The sequence below is a fragment of the Pseudomonas sp. 14A genome, from assembly GCF_018132745.1.
In the GTDB taxonomy this organism is placed as follows: Bacteria; Pseudomonadota; Gammaproteobacteria; order Pseudomonadales; family Pseudomonadaceae; genus Aquipseudomonas; species Aquipseudomonas mercuritolerans.
On sequence record NZ_JAGRQJ010000014.1, the window covers coordinates 245261 to 264051 of the forward strand.

Sequence of the window (18791 nt, forward strand, 5' to 3'; positions counted from 1 at the left end):
TTCATGAGCGAATTCGACGAACAGTTGAGAGAAATCATTCCCAGATTGCGCCGCTTCGCCGTGTCGTTGACGCGCAACAGCAGCAGCGCCGACGATCTGGTCCAGGCCAGCCTCGAGCGGGCGCTGTCGGCCTGGGGCGAGAAACGCGCCGAGGGCGACCTGCGCGCCTGGCTGTTTGCGATCCTCTATCGGCAATTTCTCGACGCGCACCGTCGTTCGCGGCGCTATGCGCGGATGCTGGAATTTTTCACCGGTCGCGACGATGCCGAACCCTCGGTGGAACGCACGGTGATCGCCCGGTCGACCCTGCAAGCCTTCGAACGCCTGCCCACCGAACAGCGCGCTTTGCTGCTGATGGTGTCGGTGGAAGGCCTGTCCTATAAAGAGGTCGCCGAGATCCTCGGCGCCCCGATCGGCACCGTGATGTCGCGCCTGTCCCGCGCCCGCCAGGCCTTGCGCCAACTCAGCGACGGCGAAATCAGCAGCCCTTCCTTGCGGATACTCAAATGATCAGCCTGCCTCCCAGCGAACGTGATTTGCACGCCTACGTCGACCACCAGCTCAGCGACGCCGACCGGCGCGTGCTCGAGACCTGGCTGGCCAGCCACCCCGAAGAAGCGGCGCAGGTGCGCGCCTGGCAACGCGATGCCCAACAGTTGCGCGCAGCGCTGAGTGGCGCCTTGCAGCAACCGGCCAATCCGGCGCTCGACCCGCTGATGATTCGCCAGCGCCGCCGCCAGCAGTCCCGTCGGCACCTGGCCAGCGCGGCGGTGTTACTGATTGCCGTGAGCATTGGCGGTTTCAGTGGTTGGCAGGCGCGGGAAATGACCCTGGTGCGCCCTGCGCAATTGCCGATGACTGACGCGTTGCAAGCCTATCGCCTGATCGCCCAGCAAGGCGTGCTGCCCGCCGATTACAAGGTCGACAGCGATGGCGACATGCAGCGTTGGCTCGACCGCTACTTCAGCGGTGCCGGGCGCTTGCCGGACTTGAAAGCAGCCGGATTCGAGCCGGTCAGCGGGCGCTTGCTCAGCACCGATGAAGGCGCGGCGGCGATGGTGATGTATGAGGATGGCAGCGGTCACAAGGTCAGTTTCTACCTGCGTCCGCCAGGGCCGAAAAACACCCTGCTGCCGCGTGGCTCGCGCAGCGATGGCGATCTGCAGGCCGATTACTGGTCAGGGCCGGGCTACAACTATGCGGTGGTCAGCCCGACCGACTCGCCGGCAGCAGAGTTGCTCAAGCAATCGCCACCGTTCTGAAATCCGCCCCTTGCACTCGTCAGCTCCTACAGGGGACCGTGCACATATTTCATGGAGCCAGCCCCTGAGCTCTGGTTACACTTGGGCCACCGCGCTCCCGGTGGAGTCGGTCCAATCAACCAGGAGCCTCTCCCGCGTGCCCGCCCGACCGCCGAAACGATCACGACTGAGCCAACGCTGGCCGTTGCTGCGCCGCCTGTTCGGCAAAGGCCTGCCCGCCAGCGCCGGGCACGACGCTCATGCCGCGAGCATCCGCGATTACTTTCGCGACAAGGCCCACAGTCAGGGCTACACCCTCAGCCGCAGCCAGCAGCAAGTCATCGACTGCATGGCGCAGCAGGCCAGCGTGCTGTGGGGCGACAGCGGACACACGCCGCCGAGCCTGTATCTTTACGGCGCCGTCGGACGCGGCAAGAGCTGGTTGCTCGATGGCTTCTTCCAGGCGCTGCCGATCACGCGCAAACGCCGCCTGCATTTCCATCAGTTCTTCGCTCGGTTGCACGACGGCATGTTCCGTCATCGCCAGGAGGAAGACGCGCTGGAAATCACCTTGGACGAACTGCTGGAAGATTGCCAGGTGCTATGTTTCGACGAATTTCACGTGCATGACATCGGCGACGCGATGCTGATCACGCGACTGTTCAAGGCCCTGTTCAAACGGCAGATCATGCTGCTGGTGACCTCCAACTATGCACCCGAGGGCCTGCTGCCCAATCCGCTGTATCACGCGCGCTTCAAACCGGTGATCGAGCTGATCAACACGCGCATGCAAGTGATGGAAGTCGGCGGCGCCCACGACTACCGCACACTCAACCGCCAGCACACGCATCAAGTGTTTACCCAAGGACATTACGTTTGGCCGGCGACGGCAGCTCAACGTCAGACTCTGGACCTGCCACCAGCCGACGCGCCTGCCCTGGCCCTCGAAGTTGGCAAGCGCCAGCTTCAGGCCCGTTTTTGCCAAGGCCGGCGAGTCGCGTTCACCTTCAACGATCTGTGTGAACAGCCAACAGCAGTGATGGATTATCTGCAACTGTGCCAGCGTTTCGACCAGTGGATCATCGATGACCTGCCGCAGCTCGGCGAGTGTCCGATCGCCGTGCAGCAGCGCTTCATCAATCTGATCGACGTGCTCTACGATCAGGACAAACACCTGACCCTGCTCGGCCAGTTGCCGCTGGGTCAGAGTCTGGAAGGTCACGCCATTGACCTGGCGCGCACGCGCAGCCGGTTGGGGCAATTGCAGGAAATCCACGAACCCAACTGACACCCTGAACCCTGTGGGAGCGAGCCTGCTCGCGAAAGCGGTATGTCAGTCAGAATTCATTTAACTGATACACCGCTTTCGCGAGCAGGCTCGCTCCCACAAGGTCCCGGGACAACTCAAAATCCGTTCAGCATCCGCTTTACCGCTATCATGTCGCCCATTCCCAGCGCCCCCGCGTCGCTCCACCGATCAATAGCGAAACCAGACATGCACACCCTTGCTCAACTGCGCGCCGGCGAGCTGTCAGGCATTACCCGCCTCGACCTGTCTTGCGGGCTGACTGAATTCCCCCGCGAAGTTTTCCAACTGGCCGACACGCTGGAAGTGCTCAACCTCAGCGGCAACGCGTTATCCAGCCTGCCCGCTGACCTGCACCGCCTGACCCGCCTGCGCGTGCTGTTCTGCTCCGACAACCAGTTCAGCGAACTGCCGGCGTGCCTCGGCCAGTGCACCGCGCTGACCATGGTCGGCTTCAAGGCCAACCGCATCGTCACTGTGCCCGGTGCCGCCCTGCCGCCGCAGCTGCGCTGGCTGATCCTCACCGATAACCGCATCGAAAGCCTGCCCAGCGAACTCGGTGAACGCCCCGCTCTGCAGAAGCTCATGCTCGCCGGCAATCGCCTGCAATCGCTGCCAGACTCCCTGCGCCACTGCCATCGGCTGGAATTGCTCCGCATCGCTGCCAACCAACTCAGCGAACTGCCGCAGTGGTTGCTGACCTTGCCGAGCCTGACCTGGCTGGCCTACGCCGGCAATCCGCTGGAGACCGAAGCCGATGCCGCTGCACTTGAGGCCACGCCGCTGATCGACTGGTCGGCGCTACGCCTTGAACAGCAACTGGGCGAAGGCGCTTCCGGGGTGATTTCCCGGGCAGTCTGGCAGCGCGACGACGGCACGGCGCAGGCGGTTGCGGTGAAGCTGTACAAAGGCGAGATGACCAGCGACGGCTCGCCGTTGCATGAGATGAACGCCTGCATCACCGCAGGCCTGCACCCGAACCTGATCCGCGTCGAAGGGCGCATCAGCGGCCATCCCGATCAACAGCAGGGGCTGGTGATGCAACTGATTGATCCGAGCTTCGGCAATCTCGCCGGTTTGCCCAGCCTGGCCTCGTGCTCGCGGGATGTTTATGCCGAAGGTTGCCGGTTCTCCGCCGAGGTTGCCCTGCGCGTCGCCAAAGGCATCGCCTCAGCGGCCGAGCACCTGCACCGCCAAGGCATCACCCACGGCGATCTGTATGGCCACAACATTCTGTTAAACGATCGTGGCGATTGTCTGCTCGGGGATTTCGGCGCGGCGTCGTTTCATGCCACCGGCGATGATGTGCAGACGTGCGCATTGCAGCGCCTGGAGGTCCGTGCGTTCGGTGTGTTGTTGGGGGAATTGCTGGAGCGTGTCGACTCAGGATTGAGTACGGAGCGGCGCGCGCAACTGCAGGCGCTGGAGCGACGTTGCTGTCAGGCCGATGTGCTGGGGCGGCCGGGGTTCAGTGAAGTGATCGAGGTGCTGGAGAATCTTTGACCGCTGCGCAGTCATTCGCGAGCAGGCTCGCTCCCACAATGGAATGTATTTCAAATGTGGGAGCGAGCCTGCTCGCGAAGAGGTCATTACTGGCGCGACAGATCAGCCAGCCAGACCAACAAACATGTCCTGCACGTCATCATGGTTGTCGAGGCCTTCAAGGAACGCTTCGACTTCAGCCATCTGCTCGTCGCTCAAGCCGCTGACCGGGTTCTTCGGCTGGTAGCCGAGTTTCGCCGACAACACGGTGAAACCTTGTTCAGGCAGGGCTTTCTGCACAGCGTCGAGGTCGGTCGGGTCGGTGAGGAACAGCGTCGCGCCCTCTTCACCCGGCTCGAAATCCTGGGCACCGGCTTCGATCGCAGCCATTTCCGGATCGGCATCCGGGCTGTCCGGCGCGGCTTCGATCATGCCGACGTGGTTGAACATCCACGCCACCGAACCGGAAGCGCCCAACTGGCCCTTGCGGAACGCCACGCGAATTTCCGCGACAGTGCGGTTGATATTGTCGGTGACGCACTCGACGATCAGCGGCACCTGATGCGGCGCGAAGCCTTCGTAGGTCACGCGATGGTATTGCACGGTTTCACCCAGCAGACCAGCGCCTTTCTTGATCGCGCGATCGAGGGTTTCTTTTGGCATCGAGGCTTTCTTCGCCTGTTCGACCACCAGACGCAGGTGTGCGTTGGTGGCGGTATCGGCACCGTTGCGCGCAGCAATGGTGATTTCCTTCACCAGTTTGCCGAAGATCTTCCCTTTGGCGTTGGCTGCCGCTTCTTTGTGTTTAACCTTCCACTGTGCGCCCATTACTCACTCTCTTGATCTGTGGCGCCGAGACATCTATTGGCCGACGCGTGGCGGCAAGTTTATACGGCCTAAAGTCGGCAATCGACCAAAAAAATCGCCGGCGGAATCGACATCTTCACCAAAGCATGTAGGGGAATTCTGAAAAGCACCTTTGACATGACCATTCAGCCCGACGGTTTCGTACCCTTGAAACCCCGTATCGCCTGACAGGGCCTGCTCGAATGCTCAATGACAAGGAAAGTCCATTCACCCTTACTCTGACCGACAGTGGATTGCGCCTGCCGGTGGTGCGTTTTCGCGGCGAGGAAGCGCTCAACCAGCCCTACCGTTTCGACATCGAAGTACTCGGCCTCGCCCCGGCCATCGTCCCGGGCGCCTTTTTGCAACGGCCGGCGTTTTTGCGGCTGAGTGAGCAGCACGGTTTCCATGGGGTCATTTCCAGCGCCAGCTGCGAACACCGCGGCACCCATCGGGTCGGCTATCGACTGATTCTGGTGCCGCATCTGCAACAACTGGCGCAAACGCATAACCGACGCGTGTTTACCCATCTGAGTACGCCGCAGATCATTCAACAACTGCTCGAAGAACATGCCCTTCCAGCACACAGCTATCGCATCGAAATGAGCGTCGGTCACTACCCGGCAAGGGCGTTTTGCGTTCAGTACGAAGAAAGCGATCTGGCCCTGCTGCAGCGGCTTTGCGAAGAAGAAGGCATTCACTATCACTTCGAACACGGGCCGGACGGACATGTCGCAGTGTTTGCCGACGACAGCCTGAGCCTGCCGCAGGAACCGGTCGAAATACCTTTCAACGCCGATGCGCAACCGCTATCGCCCTGCGTCAGCACTCTGTATCAACAGCATCGCGCGGCGCCGGTGCCGGTGCTGCATGTAGTGCGCAATCGCGGTCAGCCGACCGCCAGTATCGACGCAGCCAACGAAGTTTCGACAGAGCCGGCGATGCCAGCGCGATCACCGGAGCGCCTGTACGCCGAGCAACGCAGCCGGCGGCATTTGCAACGCCAACGCTGCCAACTGCGCACCATCCACGGGCGCAGTGATTGCAGCGATTTGCTCAGCGGCCGATTGCTGCTTGTGGCAGAGCATCCGATCCATCATTTCAACGAACAATGGTTGATCAGCGCCGTGCGCCACCACGGTCAGCACCCTTCGATCCTTGATCCGACGCCAACCGTACACCGTTATCACAACGACTTCACCGCGCTACCGTGGTCGACCGACTTCCGTCCGCCACTCAAACAATCACGTCCGAATATCGCCGGCTACCACCTTGCGCAAGTGGCGGGTGCGCCCGGGCAACCCGCGCAACTGGACGAAAACGGCTGCCTCGCTGTGAGCTTGTGGCCTGCTGAGGGTAAATCCGACAGCGGCGCCTTGTGGCTGCCGATTGCCATGAGTCGAATCAACGGCGCCGTCGCCGTCGACCAATTGCCACGGGCCGGCAGCGAAGTGTGGGTGAGTTTCCTCGACAGCGATCCGGACCGACCGATTCTGTGCCTCGGCCACGCGCACCAGCCACCGGAGCGCGAATCAGAGCCCGTGCGCGACAGCCTGTTGCTCGACTGGCTGATCAACCGCGCCGAGCACTAGTCGCCGGCTCAGCCTTTGTCAGCCTTGCCCGCCGCCGCCGCGAATCTGGCCAGGCGCACGTCCAGATGTCTGGGTCGGCGTCCGTGATCTTCGGCGCGCTCTTTGCGGCGGATGGCGTTGCGCACCATCAGCGAGCCGAGGTAGCGAATCGGTTCCGGCGGGAAATAACCCAGCGGCCCGTTGACCAGCGGCGAGCGGGTCCAAGGATTGTCCAGGCCCTGCACCAGCGCGGCGAGGATCTGCCCGCCCATGTGACACGGGCCGACGCCGCTGCCGGAATAACCGAAGCCGTAAAACACGTTGCCCGCCCCGCTCATCTGGCCGAAGAACGGCAAACCGGTCACCGAACGATCCGACGGGCCGTTCCACGTCGCGTCGATTTTGACCTCGGCGAACGCCGGGAAGAAATCGGCGAGGCTGCGCTTGAGCAATTCTGCATAGGGAGACGGCTGATCGAACACCGGCAGCATCCGTCCGCCATAGGCAAAGGTGTTGCCGCCCTTGCCGAGCATGATCCGGCCGTCCGGGGTGTTGTGGTAGTAGTGCACGAAAATCCGCGAATCAAGGACGCTGACGCCGCTGGTCAAACCGATTTGCTGCAGAAGGTCCGGGCGCGGTTCGGTGATCAGCATGTCACTGGAAACGATCGCCACACTGCGCTCGAACTGGGGAAACGCGCGGGCCATCCACGCGTTCATCGCCAGTACCACCCGGTCGGCGATGACCTTGCCGCCGGGCGTATGGATGCGTGCCGGGCGGCCCTCTTCCAGTCCGGTCATCGCCGTGCCTTCATGGATTTTCACGCCCAGTTGCAGTGCCACCCGGCGCAGACCGCGCACCAGTTTGCCCGGTTGCACGCTGGCAGCCGCCGGGGAAAACCAGCCCTCCAGGTGTTTTGCTGAACCAGCCATGCGCTGCACATCGGCGAGCGGGCGCTGGCTGAACGAGTTGATGCCGTTACGCTCCAGCGCTGCGATCACCGCATCAGTCGCGCCGACCTGAGCGGCATTGGTGGCGGTGTACAACGTACCGTCGAGGCGGTAGTCGGCATCGACGCCGTACTGCTCGCAGAACTCGCCGATCGCATGGATGCTGCGCTCCGATTCCCTGACCAGACGCACCGCTTCTTCGACGCCGAACAAGCGCTCCAGGGTGAAATACTTGGCCGACCATGACAGTGCGCAACCACCGTTACGGCCACTGGCGCCGGCACCGCAGATGTCTGCTTCGATCAGCAGCACCTCCAGCTCCGGGTTTTGCTGTTTGAGCATGATCGCCGTCCACAATCCGGTGTAACCACCGCCAACGATGCACACATCCGTGCGCACCTCGCCTTGCAGCGGTGGACACTGCTCGGATGGGTCGGCCTGCAAGGCCTGCTCGAGCCAGAACGGTCGCATGGAAAATCTCCAGTCAGAAAGCCACGCCGCAACTGCCGCGCACCGCGCAGCAGGCCACGGGGCGAAGGGGTTCAGGAACGCAGCGCTTTGATGGTCAGCGGGCAGTTGGGGATCGCCGCGCGCGGCTCCATCACGCCGACCGGCCGACTGTTCCAGTGCGGAATCAGCACCAGCGCCGAGAACAGCGCGCATCCGGCGAAGACGATAAACACCGTCACCGAGTCGAAGTAGCCCGGCAGCAAACCGCCGAGCACCGCGCCAACGGAGCCGCAGCCGTTGACGAAACCGGCGGCGGTGGCGCCGGCCTTGGCCTTGCCGAAATCGATGGCGGCCGCACCGCTGATCATCGAGTCCGGGCCATACAACGTCAGGCCCATGACGAACAGCAACGCGACGACCAACAACACGCTGCCGGTGTTCAGCGCGGCCATGAACAACGCCAGCGTCACTGTCAACGCCAGCAGACTCAGCACGCAGGCCGGCATGCGTCGGGCGCCGAAGAGTTTGTCAGAGGCCAGGCCGATCATGATCGGCCCGAGCAATCCGGCCAGTTCAAACGCGGTGGGAATGATCGCCGCGCCGACCTTGCCGACACTGGGCATCTGTTCGAAAACAATCACAGGGCCCCACAACAGAATCGCGTAGCGCGCCGGTTTCAACAGGAAATACGCCAGGCCCAGCACCAGCACCGTGCGGTTGCGCAGGATTTCCTTCAGTGGATCCCAGACGCTGAGTTTGCTGTTGGCTGCGGTTTCTTCGGCGGTCAGTTCCGGCTCGGGCTCCACCGCCGGCAAGCCGACGTCTTCCGGTTTGTTGCGCTGGAAGATAAAGAACAGCACGGCGACCACCGCGACCACCGCCGCGCTGGAAATGAATGCCGCGTGCCAGGTGCCGACCAGCGTGTAGGCCCACCAGCCGGCGAACGGCGAGGCGACCAGACCACCAAACGCGTAACAGGAACTCCACAAGCCGAGCACCCGCCCGCGCTTCTCAGACGGGAAGAAGCTGCCAAGATTTTTACACAGCCCGGACCAGCCAGTGGACTGCGCCAAACCTTGAATCAACATGCACGTGGCGAAGATCGGCAATGTAGCGAAACTGCCCATCACCAGCGCCGCAGCGGCGGATATCAGCAAGCCGCCAAGCACCACGACCCGGGGGCCAAAGCGATCGGCGAGCATGCCCCAAGTGAACTGTCCGAGGGCATACGCCGCCAGATAGATCGCGTCGAGGTTGGCCATGGCCATTTTGTCGAGGGTGAAATCAGGGTCTTCGGCGATGCCCAGTTTGGCCACCGAAAAGGCTTTGCGGGTGAAGTAGAACGCGGCGTACGCGAGCCAGGTAATAGCGAAGATCTGCACGCGCCAACGCGCCAGGGTGCCGATGTGCTTGTTCATGGTGGTTCTGACCTCAGGGTGTGAGTGTGCCGGCAGAATCGATTAAGAAAAACGCCTGTGTTTTTTATTGTTGAGCACTGCGTTACCGCCTCTTCCCTTCGGCGATAACGGTCAGATGAGTCTGCTGTTGCACGCACAGGCTCATGGGCCGGCGCTGCTGTTCGACCGAACAGTCAGCGATGGCGTGAGCCGATCAAAGCAATTACTGTTTAATAAATAAAATCGATTTATCGTATTTCACACATAAGCCGAGCTTGTTACTGGAGTCACCATGTCCGTCTCTCACGCCCAACTCAAAGCGTTCCACGCGGTGGCCGTCCATGGCAGCTTCACCCGAGCCGCCGAGCGGCTTTATCTGACGCAACCGGCGATTTCCGACCAAGTGCGCAAACTCGAAGAACGCTTCGGCGTGCTGCTGTTTCACCGCAATAAACGTTCCGTACGCCTGACCGATCTTGGCGAGCGTCTGCTGGCGATCACCCAGCGCCTGTTCGTGATCGAAGCCGAAGCGCAGGAATTGCTGCAGGAATCCCAGGCCCTGCGGACCGGCAGCCTGATTCTCGCGGTGGATGCGCCGATCCACGTGTTGCCGCAGATCGCACGGTTCTGCGAGCGCTACCCGGGCATCAGCGTGAAAATCGAGACCGGCAATACCGACGAATCGCTGTTTCGCCTGTTCAACTATCAGGCCGATCTGGCGCTGCTCGGCCGCGACGTAACCGATGAACGCTTGCTGTGTGTACCGCTGCGCAACGATCCGATGGTGGCGTTTGTTTCGCGTAATCATCCTTGGGCCGAGCGCGAATCGATCTGTCTGGCCGATCTGGACGACACGCCACTGGTGCTGCGCGAAATCGGTTCGGTGACCCGCCAGACGCTGGAAGAGGAAATGGCCCGCGCAGGTTTGCGCATCCGCCCGGCGATTCAGGTTGAAGGTCGAGAAGCGGCGCGTGAGGCGGTGGTGGTGGGGATTGGCGTTGGCGTGGTTTCAGCGGCGGAGTTCGGCGCCGACTCACGGGTCTGCGCGTTGCCGATCACCGACTGCACGAGGCGCCTGACCGAAACCCTGGTGTGCTTGCGCGAACAGAGTTCGCGGCGAGTAGTGGCGACATTTCTTGATATGGTTCGCGAGAGTCTTGTGTAAACAGTATCGGCCCCTTCGCGAGCAGGCTCGCTCCCACATGGGACCGCGCTCTGCAATGTGGGAGCGAGCCTGCTCGCGAAGGAGTCGACACGGTTTTCAGACAGGAGCCAGATCAAAAAAAGCCTGAATCAAGCGCAACTCGCGCCGGCGCTCCATGCAGCCAATCATGTGCCGGTTCACCAGCCCTGCCCCGGCAATCGGGATCGCCACCACGCGCGGGTCATGACTGACCTCCACCGATGACACCACACCGACCCCCAACTCGGCCGCGACCGCTTCGGTCACCGCCTCGCGACTGTCCAGCTCCAGCAACACCCGCGGCTGAATCGAGGCCTGTGCACACGCCTGGTCAAACGTGCGCCGGGTAATCGAAGTCGGCTCACGCAGAACCATGATCACTTGGTCCAGCTCTTTGAGTTTCACTTCACCGGAGCGATTCGCCCAGCGATGCCCCGCCGGCACCAGCGCGCAGATCCGCGATTCGCTCAGCGCTTGCAGATGCAGGCCCTTGCGCGGCTCGACCTCGGTCAGCACCGCGACATCGGCGTGTTCCGACAACAGCGCCGCCAGGGTTTCCTGGGCGTTGCCCAGACGCAGGTTCACGGTGATGCCCGGATAGCGTGCGCGCAGGCTCGCCAGCATCGGCATGACCATGTGCGGCCCATCCGCCGCCACCTCCAGACGCCCGGTCAACAATTGCCGATTGGCCTCGAGCAGCGTCTGCGCTTCTTCCGCCAGGCCGAACATGGCGCGGGTGATCGCTGCCAGTTTGGTGCCCTCCTCGGTCAGTTCCACCCGTCGCGCGGTGCGCCGCAGCAAGGTGATCTGGTAGTGCTCTTCCAGTGCCTTGATGTGTCCGGTGACCGCTGGCTGGCTGATGAACAACCGCGCAGCCGCGCGGGTGAAGCTGCCTTCGCGGGCCACGGCATCGAAGGCACGGAGCTGAAACAGGTTCATGAATAACCCTCACTGATGGCTGGCATAACAACAAACAATTTGATTGATGCAACGGCGAATTGCAACGTAGGCCCCGTAGCTTCATCCCACAGCGTTTTCGCGAGGACACACGAATGAGTACCGCCGCACCGATTCTGCTTACTCCCGGCCCGTTGACCACTTCGGCCCGCACCCGCCAGGCCATGATGGTCGACTGGGGTTCGTGGGATGACCGCTTCAACCAGTTGACCGCCAGCCTTTGCGAGCAATTGCTGGCCATCCTCAACGGCGCCGCCAGCCACCATTGCGTACCGTTACAGGGCAGCGGCACCTTTGCCGTCGAAGCGGCGATCGGCACCCTGGTGCCGCGCGACGGCAAAATCCTCGTGCTGATCAACGGCGCGTACGGCAAGCGCCTGGCGAAGATCTGCGAAGTGCTCGGCCGCTCGTTCAGCACCTTCGAAACCGCCGAAGACGAACCGACCACCGCCGCTGACGTCGACCGCTTGCTGCGCGCCGACGCTGACATTACTCACGTGGCGCTGATCCACTGCGAAACCAGCACCGGCATTCTCAATCCGCTGGCGGAAATCGCCGAGGTCGTCGCGCAACACGGCAAACGCCTGATCATCGACGCCATGAGCTCCTTTGGCGCGTTGCCGGTGGATGCGCAAAAAGTGCCATTCGACGCGCTCATTGCCGCTTCCGGCAAATGCCTGGAAGGCGTACCGGGGATGGGTTTTGTCTTCGCCCGCAAGGAATCCCTGGCCGCCGCGGCTGGCAACTCGCACTCGCTGGCGATGGACCTGTACGACCAGCACGCCTACATGATGAAAACCGGGCAATGGCGCTTCACCCCGCCCACCCATGTGGTCGCGGCGCTGCACGAAGCACTGCTGCAATACAGCGAAGAAGGCGGCCTGCCGGCGCGGCATGCGCGATATGCGGCGAACTGTCAGGCGCTGATGGAAGAGATGAACAAGCTCGGCTTGCGCAGTTTCCTGCCGGCGGCGATTCAGGCGCCGATCATCGCGACTTTCCATGCGCCGCAGGATCCGCGTTACCAGTTCAAGGACTTCTACGAGCGGGTCAAGGCCAAGGGTTACATCCTCTATCCGGGCAAACTGACCCAGGTCGAAACCTTCCGCGTCGGCTGCATCGGCCACGTCACCCCGGACGAAATGCGCCAGGCCGTGGCAGCGGTGGGTGAAGTACTGCGCGAAATGGAAGTGCTCGACATCTGAGCCCCACCAAAAATCCCTTGTGGGAGCGAGCCTGCTCGCGAAAGCGTCGTCCCAGGCGACACATAGGCTGATGTCAGACCGCTTTCGCGAGCAGGCTCGCTCCCACATTTGAACTGCATTACAACTCAGGAATTGATTGCCATGAACTACACCAATCCAAGCAAGCTGCAAGCCGCGATCCTCGACTGGGCCGGTACCGTGGTCGATTTCGGCTCGTTCGCGCCAACGCAGATTTTCGTCGAGGCCTTCGCCGAATTCGACGTGCAGGTATCGATCGAAGAAGCCCGTGGGCCGATGGGCATGGGCAAGTGGGATCACATCCGCACCCTCTGTGATCAGCCGCAAGTGGCCGAGCGTTATCGCAAGGTGTTCGGCCGCACGCCGACCGACGATGACGTCACCGCTATCTACAACCGCTTCATGCCGTTGCAGATCGAGAAAATCGCCGAGCACTCGGCACTGATTCCCGGCGCGCTGGACGCCATCGCCCAACTGCGCGAGCAAGGGATCAAGATCGGTTCCTGCTCCGGCTACCCGAAAGCGGTGATGGACAAAGTCGTCGAACTCGCCGCCAGTAACGGCTACGTCGCCGACCACGTTGTCGCCACCGACGAAGTGCCAAATGGTCGGCCATGGCCGGCGCAAGCCTTGGCCAACGTGATCGCTCTGGGCATCGACGATGTTGCGGCATGCGTGAAGATCGACGACACCGTGCCGGGCATTCTCGAAGGTCGCCGGGCCGGCATGTGGACGGTTGCGCTGATTTGCTCGGGCAATGCGCTGGGCCTGGACTATGAAGGTTTCCGCGCGTTGGGTAGCGACGAACTGGCCAGCGAACGCCAGCGCATCCACGCGCTGTTTGAAAGTTCGCGCCCGCACTACATGATCGACACCATCAGCGACCTGCCGCAAGTGATCGCCGACATCAACAAGCGTCTGGGCAACGGCGAGATGCCGCAATCGAGCTGATCGCGCCGCGCATCACCGAAAAACGCCAGTGTCCCTCGCGACACTGGCGTTTTTTCATGAAGAATGCACAAACCGCTGATCCAGCGCAGGGAAAGTCCAGTCAGCCTCGGGCAAAACAGCCAAAGCGGATTACAGTTAACCCATGCCGTCACTCAAGAACGGTCGGTTTCATCCCTGACCCGTGAGGAAGCAACGTATGCCGTGGACAAGCTCGGAATCGCGTTACAGCACCGTTTCGGTGTTGCTGCATTGGCTGATGCTGGTGTTGTTGGTGCTGGTTTACGCCAGCATGGAATTGCGTGGTTTCTTCCCCAAGGGCAGCGGCGGCCGCACGCTGATTCGCGAAATGCACTATTTGCTCGGCCTCACCGTATTCGTGCTGGTTTGGTTTCGCCTGCTCGCGCGCAGCCTCGGCCCTGCGCCGAAAATCTTCCCCGCGTCACCCGCCTGGCAAACCATCGTGGCGCGGTTGATGCACTGGGCGTTGTACTTGTTCATGCTCAGCATGCCGATATTGGGCTGGCTGATCACCAGCGCCGAGGGCCATCAAGTGATGTTCTACGGTTTCGATCTGCCGCTGCTGGTGGGTGAAGACAAGGCGTTCGCCAAGCAAGTCGAAGGCTGGCATGTGCTGGTCGCCACGCTCGGCTATTGGCTGATCGGCCTGCATGCGCTGGCGGGTATTTATCACCATTACGTGGTGCGCGATAACACCCTTCTGCGGATGATGCCCAAGCGCGGCTGAGCGTCAGGGCGTTGCGGCAAACCCGCGTCGCCCTTGCAGGCCACCCGTGTGGATGAAGATCAGACGCGTGCCGGCGGCGAATCCACCGGATTCGATACGTTGCCGGAGCGCCAGCAAAGCCTTGCCGGTGTATAGCGGTTCCAGAGGGATACCACTGGCCTGCTCGGTCTGTTCGATGAAGGTCAGCAACGCCTCGTCTACCTTGGCGAAACCGCCACGGCTGGCATCAATCAACTGATAGCCCGACGCGGTATCTTCGGCTTGCGCAAGGATCGACTCGATGTTCGGCGCTACCCCGTGATCGTCCGGCACGGCCAGCGCGCCATACAGTGAGCGCCTGCCTTTCTCGGCGAGCGCCAGTCCGGCCAGGGTTGTGCCTGTGCCACAGGCCAGCCACCAGGTGTCGAAATCATCCCAGCCCAACTTGGCCAACTGTTCATCGACCTGCTTGCTGATCGCTGCGCAACCCAGCGCGCCGGCCAGTCCACCACCGCCCTCGGGCACCGCGTGCAACGTCGGATATTGCGCCTGCCATGGTGTCCAGAACCCAGTTTCGTGCCGCGCGCGATAGCCGGCGTAACCCAGCCAATGCAACTGCATGCCGAAAGCTCGCAGATCCTGCACCGTCGGCGTGTCCTGCGGGTGCCCGCGCAGCAGTCCCACGGTTTTGAAGCCCAGCCGTTTGCCCGCCGCCGCCAGCGCATGCAGGTGGTTGGAATGCGCACCGCCAAGGCTGATGATGCCCTCGGCGCCGGCTCGCTCTGCGGCTTTGAGGTGTTCGACGAGTTTGAACCACTTGTTGCCGCTGATCAGCCGATCAATCTGGTCGAGACGCAGGATCGCGACTTCGACGCCGGCGGTTGTCAGCCAGTCCAGATGCAGGGGTTCGAGAGGGGCCAGGGGTAGCCAGTCGGGGGGACGCGAAAGCATAAATGCCGATTCTGTTTGAAGAGCCGGCATTTTAACAGCGAGCCGCAAAAATCCTGCCATTCGCCGTACACCAATGTGGGAGCGAGCCTGCTCGCGAAGACGTCGTGTCAGTCGAAGTCTTTATAGCTGACACTCCGCTTTCGCGAGCAGGCTCGCTCCCACAGGTTACGCGGTATTTCTAGAGCTCAGCCGCCAGGCGCGAACCCTGGTTGATCGCGCGCTTGGCATCCAGCTCCGCCGCAACATCCGCGCCGCCGATCAAGTGCACGTTCTGTCCAGCCTCGACCAGACCGTCATGCAACTCACGCAACGGATCCTGTCCGGCGCAGATCACGATGTTGTCCACCGCCAGCAATTGCGGCTCGCCGGTTTCGCCGATGCGGATGTGCAAGCCCTGATCATCGATGCTCAGGTATTCAACGCTGTTGAGCATCTGCACCTGCTTGTTCTTCAGACCGGTGCGGTGAATCCAGCCGGTGGTTTTGCCCAGACCGTCGCCGACCTTGGTCTTCTTGCGCTGCAACAGGAACACCTCACGGGCCGGCGCATGCGGCGCCGCTTTGATTCCCGCCACACCACCACGGGCCTCCAGTTGCGTATCGATGCCCCACTCTTTCCAGAACGCCGCGCGATCCAGACTGGTGGCTATGCCTTGATGGACGAGGAATTCCGAAACGTCAAAACCGATACCACCCGCCCCGATCACCGCGACACGCTTGCCAACCGGCTTGCGCTCGAGGATCACGTCCAGATAACTCAACACCTTGGCATTCTCGACACCCGGAATCGCCGGCACGCGCGGGGCGATACCGGTGGCGAGAATGATTTCGTCGTAGCCGCCTTCAACCAGCTTCGCCACGTCGACGCGAGTATTGAGGCACACCTCGACATGGGTGGTCTGCAACTTGCGCTTGAAGTAGCGCAGGGTTTCGAAAAACTCTTCCTTGCCCGGCACGCGTTTGGCGATATTGAACTGGCCACCGATCTCGCTGGACGAATCGAACAGCGTCACCTGATGACCGCGCTCGGCGGCCACGGTGGCAGCGGACAAACCGGCAGGGCCGGCACCGACCACGGCGATTTTCTTGATCTGCTGCACCGGCAGGTAGTTGAGCTCAGTCTCATGACAGGCGCGCGGGTTGACCAGGCAACTGGTGAGCTTGCCGCCAAAGGTGTGGTCGAGGCACGCCTGGTTGCAGCCAATACAGGTGTTGATTTCATCGGCGCGGCCTTCGGCAGCCTTGTTGACGAAATCCGGGTCGGCGAGGAACGGCCGGGCCATCGAGACCATGTCGGCATCGCCCTCGGCAAGGATCTGCTCAGCGATTTCCGGGGTATTGATGCGGTTGGTGGTGATCAGCGGAATGCTCACCGAGCCGCGCAACTTGGCCGTGACCTTGCTGAACGCCGCACGCGGAACCTTGGTGGCGATGGTCGGAATCCGCGCTTCGTGCCAGCCGATACCGGTGTTGATGATGGTCGCGCCAGCCTGCTCGATGGCTTTGGCCAGCATGACGATTTCATCCCAGGTGCTGCCACCTTCGACCAGATCGAGCATCGACAGGCGGAAGATGATGATGAAATTCGGTCCAACGGCTTCGCGTACGCGGCGGACGATTTCCACCGGCAGGCGCATGCGGTTTTCGTAACTGCCGCCCCAGCGGTCGGTGCGGTGGTTGGTGTGGGCGGCGAGGAACTGGTTAATGAAATAACCTTCCGAACCCATGATTTCGACGCCGTCGTATTCGGCGGTTTGCGCCAATACCGAGCAGGTGACGAAATCGCTGATCTGCTTTTCGATGCCCTCTTCGTCCAGCTCCTTGGGCTTGAACGGGTTGATTGGCGCCTGAATCGCGCTCGGCGCTACCTGTTTCGGGCTGTAGGCATAGCGGCCGGCGTGGAGAATCTGCATGCAGATCTTGCCGCCCGCCTCATGCACTGCACGGGTGACGATGCGGTGCTTGAGCGCTTCTTCCTCGGTGGTGAGCTTGGCCGCGCCGGAATACACGCCGCCCTCATCATTCGGGCCGATACCGCCAGTGACCATCAGGCCGACACCGCCACGGGCACGCTCGGCGAAGTACGCCGCCATGCGTTCGAAGCCACCCGGCTTTTCTTCCAGGCCAGTGTGCATCGAGCCCATCAGGGTGCGGTTACGCAGCGTGGTGAATCCCAGGTCCAGCGGGGCCAGCAGATGCGGGTAATGAGCGGCGGTCATCGGTAACTCCACAACGAGCGATCACGGAAAAATTGCGGGAGCTCTGCGTCCCCCGTCAGTCATGCTCGACAGACTAAGAGTCGCACCGCTGTCACTCAATGACCGTAACTGACAAGTTATTGATCCAAATGCACAGCGCCCCTTGGCAACCCGAGCCATGGGCCCTACCCTAGTCGGCACATCCTGTACCCGGCTGTTGTTGGTTCTTCATGCGCAAACTTCTGTATCTGTTTTTCTCCATGGCCCTCGTTGCCGTCCTGACCACCTACGCCATGTGGGCGGCAGACCGGCCGGCGGGGCATTACCTGTCGGATCTGCGCATCAAGCTCGCCGTCGATCAGGGCACGCCCGGCGACCGTGGCAATCTGCTCGGCATCCAGCCCGAATTGTTCCCCACCGATTACCAAAGCTCCGCACGCCTGCACCGCAAGCTTGCGGCGTATCTTCAGCAGGCCCGCGAGCAAGGCTTGCTCAATGAAAAAACCGTGGTGGTATTGCCCGAGCACGTCGGCACCTGGCTGATGATCAGCGGCGAGAAAGACGAGTTGTATCAGGCGCCAACCCTTTCGGAGGCGATGAACTGGCTGGCGGCAAGCAATCCGCTGCTGTTCGCCCGCGCGTGGTTGCGGGCCAAGGGCGAGCAACGTCTGGACGATGCTTATCTGCGGATGAAATCCAAAGCCATGGCCAAGGATTACCAGGCGCTGTTCGGCGGTCTGGCCAAGGAGTTCCAGGTCACTCTTGTAGCCGGCTCCATCGTGCTGCCGGAGCCAAGCATCCGCGACGGCCAGCTCAAGCCCGGCAGCGGCGCCCTGTTCAACAGCAGCGTGGTGTTTGGTCGCGACGGCATACCGCTGGGCCAGCCGCAACGGCAGATGCACCCGATTTTCGACCAGCAGGGAGTGCTTCAGGCCGAAGACAAGCACGCCATCCAGGTTGTCGACACCCCGGCCGGACGTCTCGGCATCCTGATCGGCAGCGACAGCTGGTACCCCGGCAACTACCGCACCCTCGATGAACAAGGCGCGCAACTGGTGGCCGTGCCGGCGCAAGTCATCGGCCATGGCGCCTGGGATAAACCATGGCGCGGCTACAAGGGTTCGAGCACGCCGGGGTCGGTCAGCCTCAAGCCCGGCGACCTCAGCGAAGGTCAGGCCTGGCATCGACTGACCCTGACCGCGCAACCGCCGAGCAGCCGCGCGATTGCCGGCGTCAGTGTGTTCATGCGCGGGCAGTTCTGGGACAAGCCGAGTACCGGTAGAAGCTTCCTCAGCAGCAACGGCCAGCAGTTCGCCGATGGCGAGGCCCGTGGTGCGCGTTTGCTGAACGTCTGGCTGTAAA

General features: G+C 62.1%; 16 protein-coding genes. 10 read left to right on the forward strand and 6 right to left on the reverse strand.

Features of this window, described 5'->3' with window-relative positions; translation table 11 throughout:
• The first annotated feature begins 3 nt into the window (after window positions 1-3).
• The 4 genes from PS14A_RS15780 to PS14A_RS15795 all read left to right on the forward strand — a co-directional run bounded on the left by PS14A_RS15780 (window position 4) and on the right by PS14A_RS15795 (window position 4050).
• Window positions 4-510 (forward strand): sigma-70 family RNA polymerase sigma factor, encoded by a 507-nt coding sequence (locus tag PS14A_RS15780; RefSeq protein ID WP_212616689.1) that lies wholly within the window; start codon window positions 4-6, stop codon window positions 508-510.
• A complete protein-coding gene (locus PS14A_RS15785; protein WP_212616690.1) occupies window positions 507-1262 on the forward strand; it encodes an anti-sigma factor in 756 nt (251 codons plus the stop codon). The genes PS14A_RS15780 and PS14A_RS15785 overlap by 4 nt, the downstream gene beginning before the upstream one ends.
• Before the next feature lie 136 nt (window positions 1263-1398).
• Window positions 1399-2529 carry a cell division protein ZapE gene (gene zapE / locus PS14A_RS15790; RefSeq protein WP_212616691.1) on the forward strand — a complete coding sequence of 377 codons (1131 nt, stop codon included), beginning with the start codon at window positions 1399-1401 and terminating at the stop codon, window positions 2527-2529.
• Window positions 2530-2736: 207 nt separating this feature from the next.
• Window positions 2737-4050: a protein kinase gene (locus PS14A_RS15795; RefSeq protein WP_212616692.1), complete on the forward strand. Its 1314-nt coding sequence runs from the start codon at window positions 2737-2739 to the stop codon at window positions 4048-4050.
• 102 nt (window positions 4051-4152) lie between these two features.
• Here PS14A_RS15795 and PS14A_RS15800 read toward each other — a convergent pair whose 3' ends face one another.
• The gene (locus tag PS14A_RS15800) at window positions 4153-4857 is read right to left on the reverse strand and encodes a YebC/PmpR family DNA-binding transcriptional regulator (protein WP_016775324.1); all 705 of its coding nucleotides are present in this window, start codon (window positions 4855-4857) and stop codon (window positions 4153-4155) included.
• A 221-nt stretch (window positions 4858-5078) separates the two neighbouring features.
• Here PS14A_RS15800 and tssI point away from each other — a divergent pair, with 221 nt between their 5' ends.
• The gene (gene tssI, locus PS14A_RS15805) at window positions 5079-6467 is read left to right on the forward strand and encodes a type VI secretion system tip protein TssI/VgrG (protein WP_212616693.1); all 1389 of its coding nucleotides are present in this window, start codon (window positions 5079-5081) and stop codon (window positions 6465-6467) included.
• Window positions 6468-6475: 8 nt separating this feature from the next.
• Here tssI and PS14A_RS15810 read toward each other — a convergent pair whose 3' ends face one another.
• Together PS14A_RS15810 and PS14A_RS15815 are read right to left on the reverse strand one after the other, a co-directional pair.
• A complete protein-coding gene (locus tag PS14A_RS15810) occupies window positions 6476-7867 on the reverse strand; it encodes an FAD-dependent oxidoreductase (RefSeq protein WP_212616694.1) in 1392 nt (463 codons plus the stop codon).
• Window positions 7868-7938: 71 nt separating this feature from the next.
• Window positions 7939-9264, reverse strand: coding sequence for an MFS transporter (locus tag PS14A_RS15815; RefSeq protein WP_212616695.1), 1326 nt, complete (start codon window positions 9262-9264; stop codon window positions 7939-7941).
• Between the two features lie 271 nt (window positions 9265-9535).
• Here PS14A_RS15815 and PS14A_RS15820 point away from each other — a divergent pair, with 271 nt between their 5' ends.
• The gene (locus PS14A_RS15820) at window positions 9536-10408 is read left to right on the forward strand and encodes a LysR family transcriptional regulator (protein WP_212616696.1); all 873 of its coding nucleotides are present in this window, start codon (window positions 9536-9538) and stop codon (window positions 10406-10408) included.
• A gap of 96 nt (window positions 10409-10504) precedes the next feature.
• On the opposite strand, the gene PS14A_RS15825 is transcribed toward PS14A_RS15820, so the two are convergent.
• A complete protein-coding gene (locus tag PS14A_RS15825; protein ID WP_212616697.1) occupies window positions 10505-11365 on the reverse strand; it encodes a LysR substrate-binding domain-containing protein in 861 nt (286 codons plus the stop codon).
• A gap of 113 nt (window positions 11366-11478) precedes the next feature.
• On the opposite strand from PS14A_RS15825, the gene PS14A_RS15830 reads away from it, so the two are divergent.
• The 3 genes from PS14A_RS15830 (at window position 11479) to PS14A_RS15840 (ending at window position 14302) form a co-directional block, all read left to right on the forward strand.
• A complete protein-coding gene (locus PS14A_RS15830) occupies window positions 11479-12588 on the forward strand; it encodes a 2-aminoethylphosphonate--pyruvate transaminase (protein ID WP_024013452.1) in 1110 nt (369 codons plus the stop codon).
• A gap of 141 nt (window positions 12589-12729) precedes the next feature.
• A complete protein-coding gene (gene phnX, locus PS14A_RS15835; RefSeq protein WP_212616698.1) occupies window positions 12730-13557 on the forward strand; it encodes a phosphonoacetaldehyde hydrolase in 828 nt (275 codons plus the stop codon).
• 196 nt (window positions 13558-13753) lie between these two features.
• The gene (locus tag PS14A_RS15840) at window positions 13754-14302 is read left to right on the forward strand and encodes a cytochrome b (RefSeq protein WP_130911137.1); all 549 of its coding nucleotides are present in this window, start codon (window positions 13754-13756) and stop codon (window positions 14300-14302) included.
• A 3-nt stretch (window positions 14303-14305) separates the two neighbouring features.
• On the opposite strand, the gene PS14A_RS15845 is transcribed toward PS14A_RS15840, so the two are convergent.
• Together PS14A_RS15845 and PS14A_RS15850 are read right to left on the reverse strand one after the other, a co-directional pair.
• A complete protein-coding gene (locus PS14A_RS15845) occupies window positions 14306-15232 on the reverse strand; it encodes a pyridoxal-phosphate dependent enzyme (RefSeq protein WP_212616699.1) in 927 nt (308 codons plus the stop codon).
• Between the two features lie 178 nt (window positions 15233-15410).
• Window positions 15411-17450 (reverse strand): NADPH-dependent 2,4-dienoyl-CoA reductase, encoded by a 2040-nt coding sequence (locus PS14A_RS15850; RefSeq protein WP_212616700.1) that lies wholly within the window; start codon window positions 17448-17450, stop codon window positions 15411-15413.
• 209 nt (window positions 17451-17659) lie between these two features.
• Between PS14A_RS15850 and PS14A_RS15855 the strand changes: the two genes are divergently transcribed.
• Window positions 17660-18790: a carbon-nitrogen hydrolase family protein gene (locus PS14A_RS15855; protein WP_212616701.1), complete on the forward strand. Its 1131-nt coding sequence runs from the start codon at window positions 17660-17662 to the stop codon at window positions 18788-18790.
• The last annotated feature ends 1 nt before the right edge of the window (window position 18791 follow it).

What these genes read in the sequence shown, in the direction of transcription:
- PS14A_RS15810 (WP_212616694.1), bottom strand. Translation starts at nt 7,867, where the DNA reads ATGCGACCGTTCTGGCTCGAGCAGGCCTTGCAGGCCGACCCATCCGAG.
- tssI (WP_212616693.1), top strand. Translation starts at nt 5,079, where the DNA reads ATGCTCAATGACAAGGAAAGTCCATTCACCCTTACTCTGACCGACAGT.
- PS14A_RS15850 (WP_212616700.1), bottom strand. Translation starts at nt 17,450, where the DNA reads ATGACCGCCGCTCATTACCCGCATCTGCTGGCCCCGCTGGACCTGGGA.
- PS14A_RS15830 (WP_024013452.1), top strand. Translation starts at nt 11,479, where the DNA reads ATGAGTACCGCCGCACCGATTCTGCTTACTCCCGGCCCGTTGACCACT.
- phnX (WP_212616698.1), top strand. Translation starts at nt 12,730, where the DNA reads ATGAACTACACCAATCCAAGCAAGCTGCAAGCCGCGATCCTCGACTGG.
- PS14A_RS15845 (WP_212616699.1), bottom strand. Translation starts at nt 15,232, where the DNA reads ATGCTTTCGCGTCCCCCCGACTGGCTACCCCTGGCCCCTCTCGAACCC.
- PS14A_RS15800 (WP_016775324.1), bottom strand. Translation starts at nt 4,857, where the DNA reads ATGGGCGCACAGTGGAAGGTTAAACACAAAGAAGCGGCAGCCAACGCC.
- PS14A_RS15815 (WP_212616695.1), bottom strand. Translation starts at nt 9,264, where the DNA reads ATGAACAAGCACATCGGCACCCTGGCGCGTTGGCGCGTGCAGATCTTC.
- PS14A_RS15795 (WP_212616692.1), top strand. Translation starts at nt 2,737, where the DNA reads ATGCACACCCTTGCTCAACTGCGCGCCGGCGAGCTGTCAGGCATTACC.
- PS14A_RS15820 (WP_212616696.1), top strand. Translation starts at nt 9,536, where the DNA reads ATGTCCGTCTCTCACGCCCAACTCAAAGCGTTCCACGCGGTGGCCGTC.
- PS14A_RS15840 (WP_130911137.1), top strand. Translation starts at nt 13,754, where the DNA reads ATGCCGTGGACAAGCTCGGAATCGCGTTACAGCACCGTTTCGGTGTTG.
- PS14A_RS15785 (WP_212616690.1), top strand. Translation starts at nt 507, where the DNA reads ATGATCAGCCTGCCTCCCAGCGAACGTGATTTGCACGCCTACGTCGAC.
- PS14A_RS15780 (WP_212616689.1), top strand. Translation starts at nt 4, where the DNA reads ATGAGCGAATTCGACGAACAGTTGAGAGAAATCATTCCCAGATTGCGC.
- PS14A_RS15855 (WP_212616701.1), top strand. Translation starts at nt 17,660, where the DNA reads ATGCGCAAACTTCTGTATCTGTTTTTCTCCATGGCCCTCGTTGCCGTC.
- PS14A_RS15825 (WP_212616697.1), bottom strand. Translation starts at nt 11,365, where the DNA reads ATGAACCTGTTTCAGCTCCGTGCCTTCGATGCCGTGGCCCGCGAAGGC.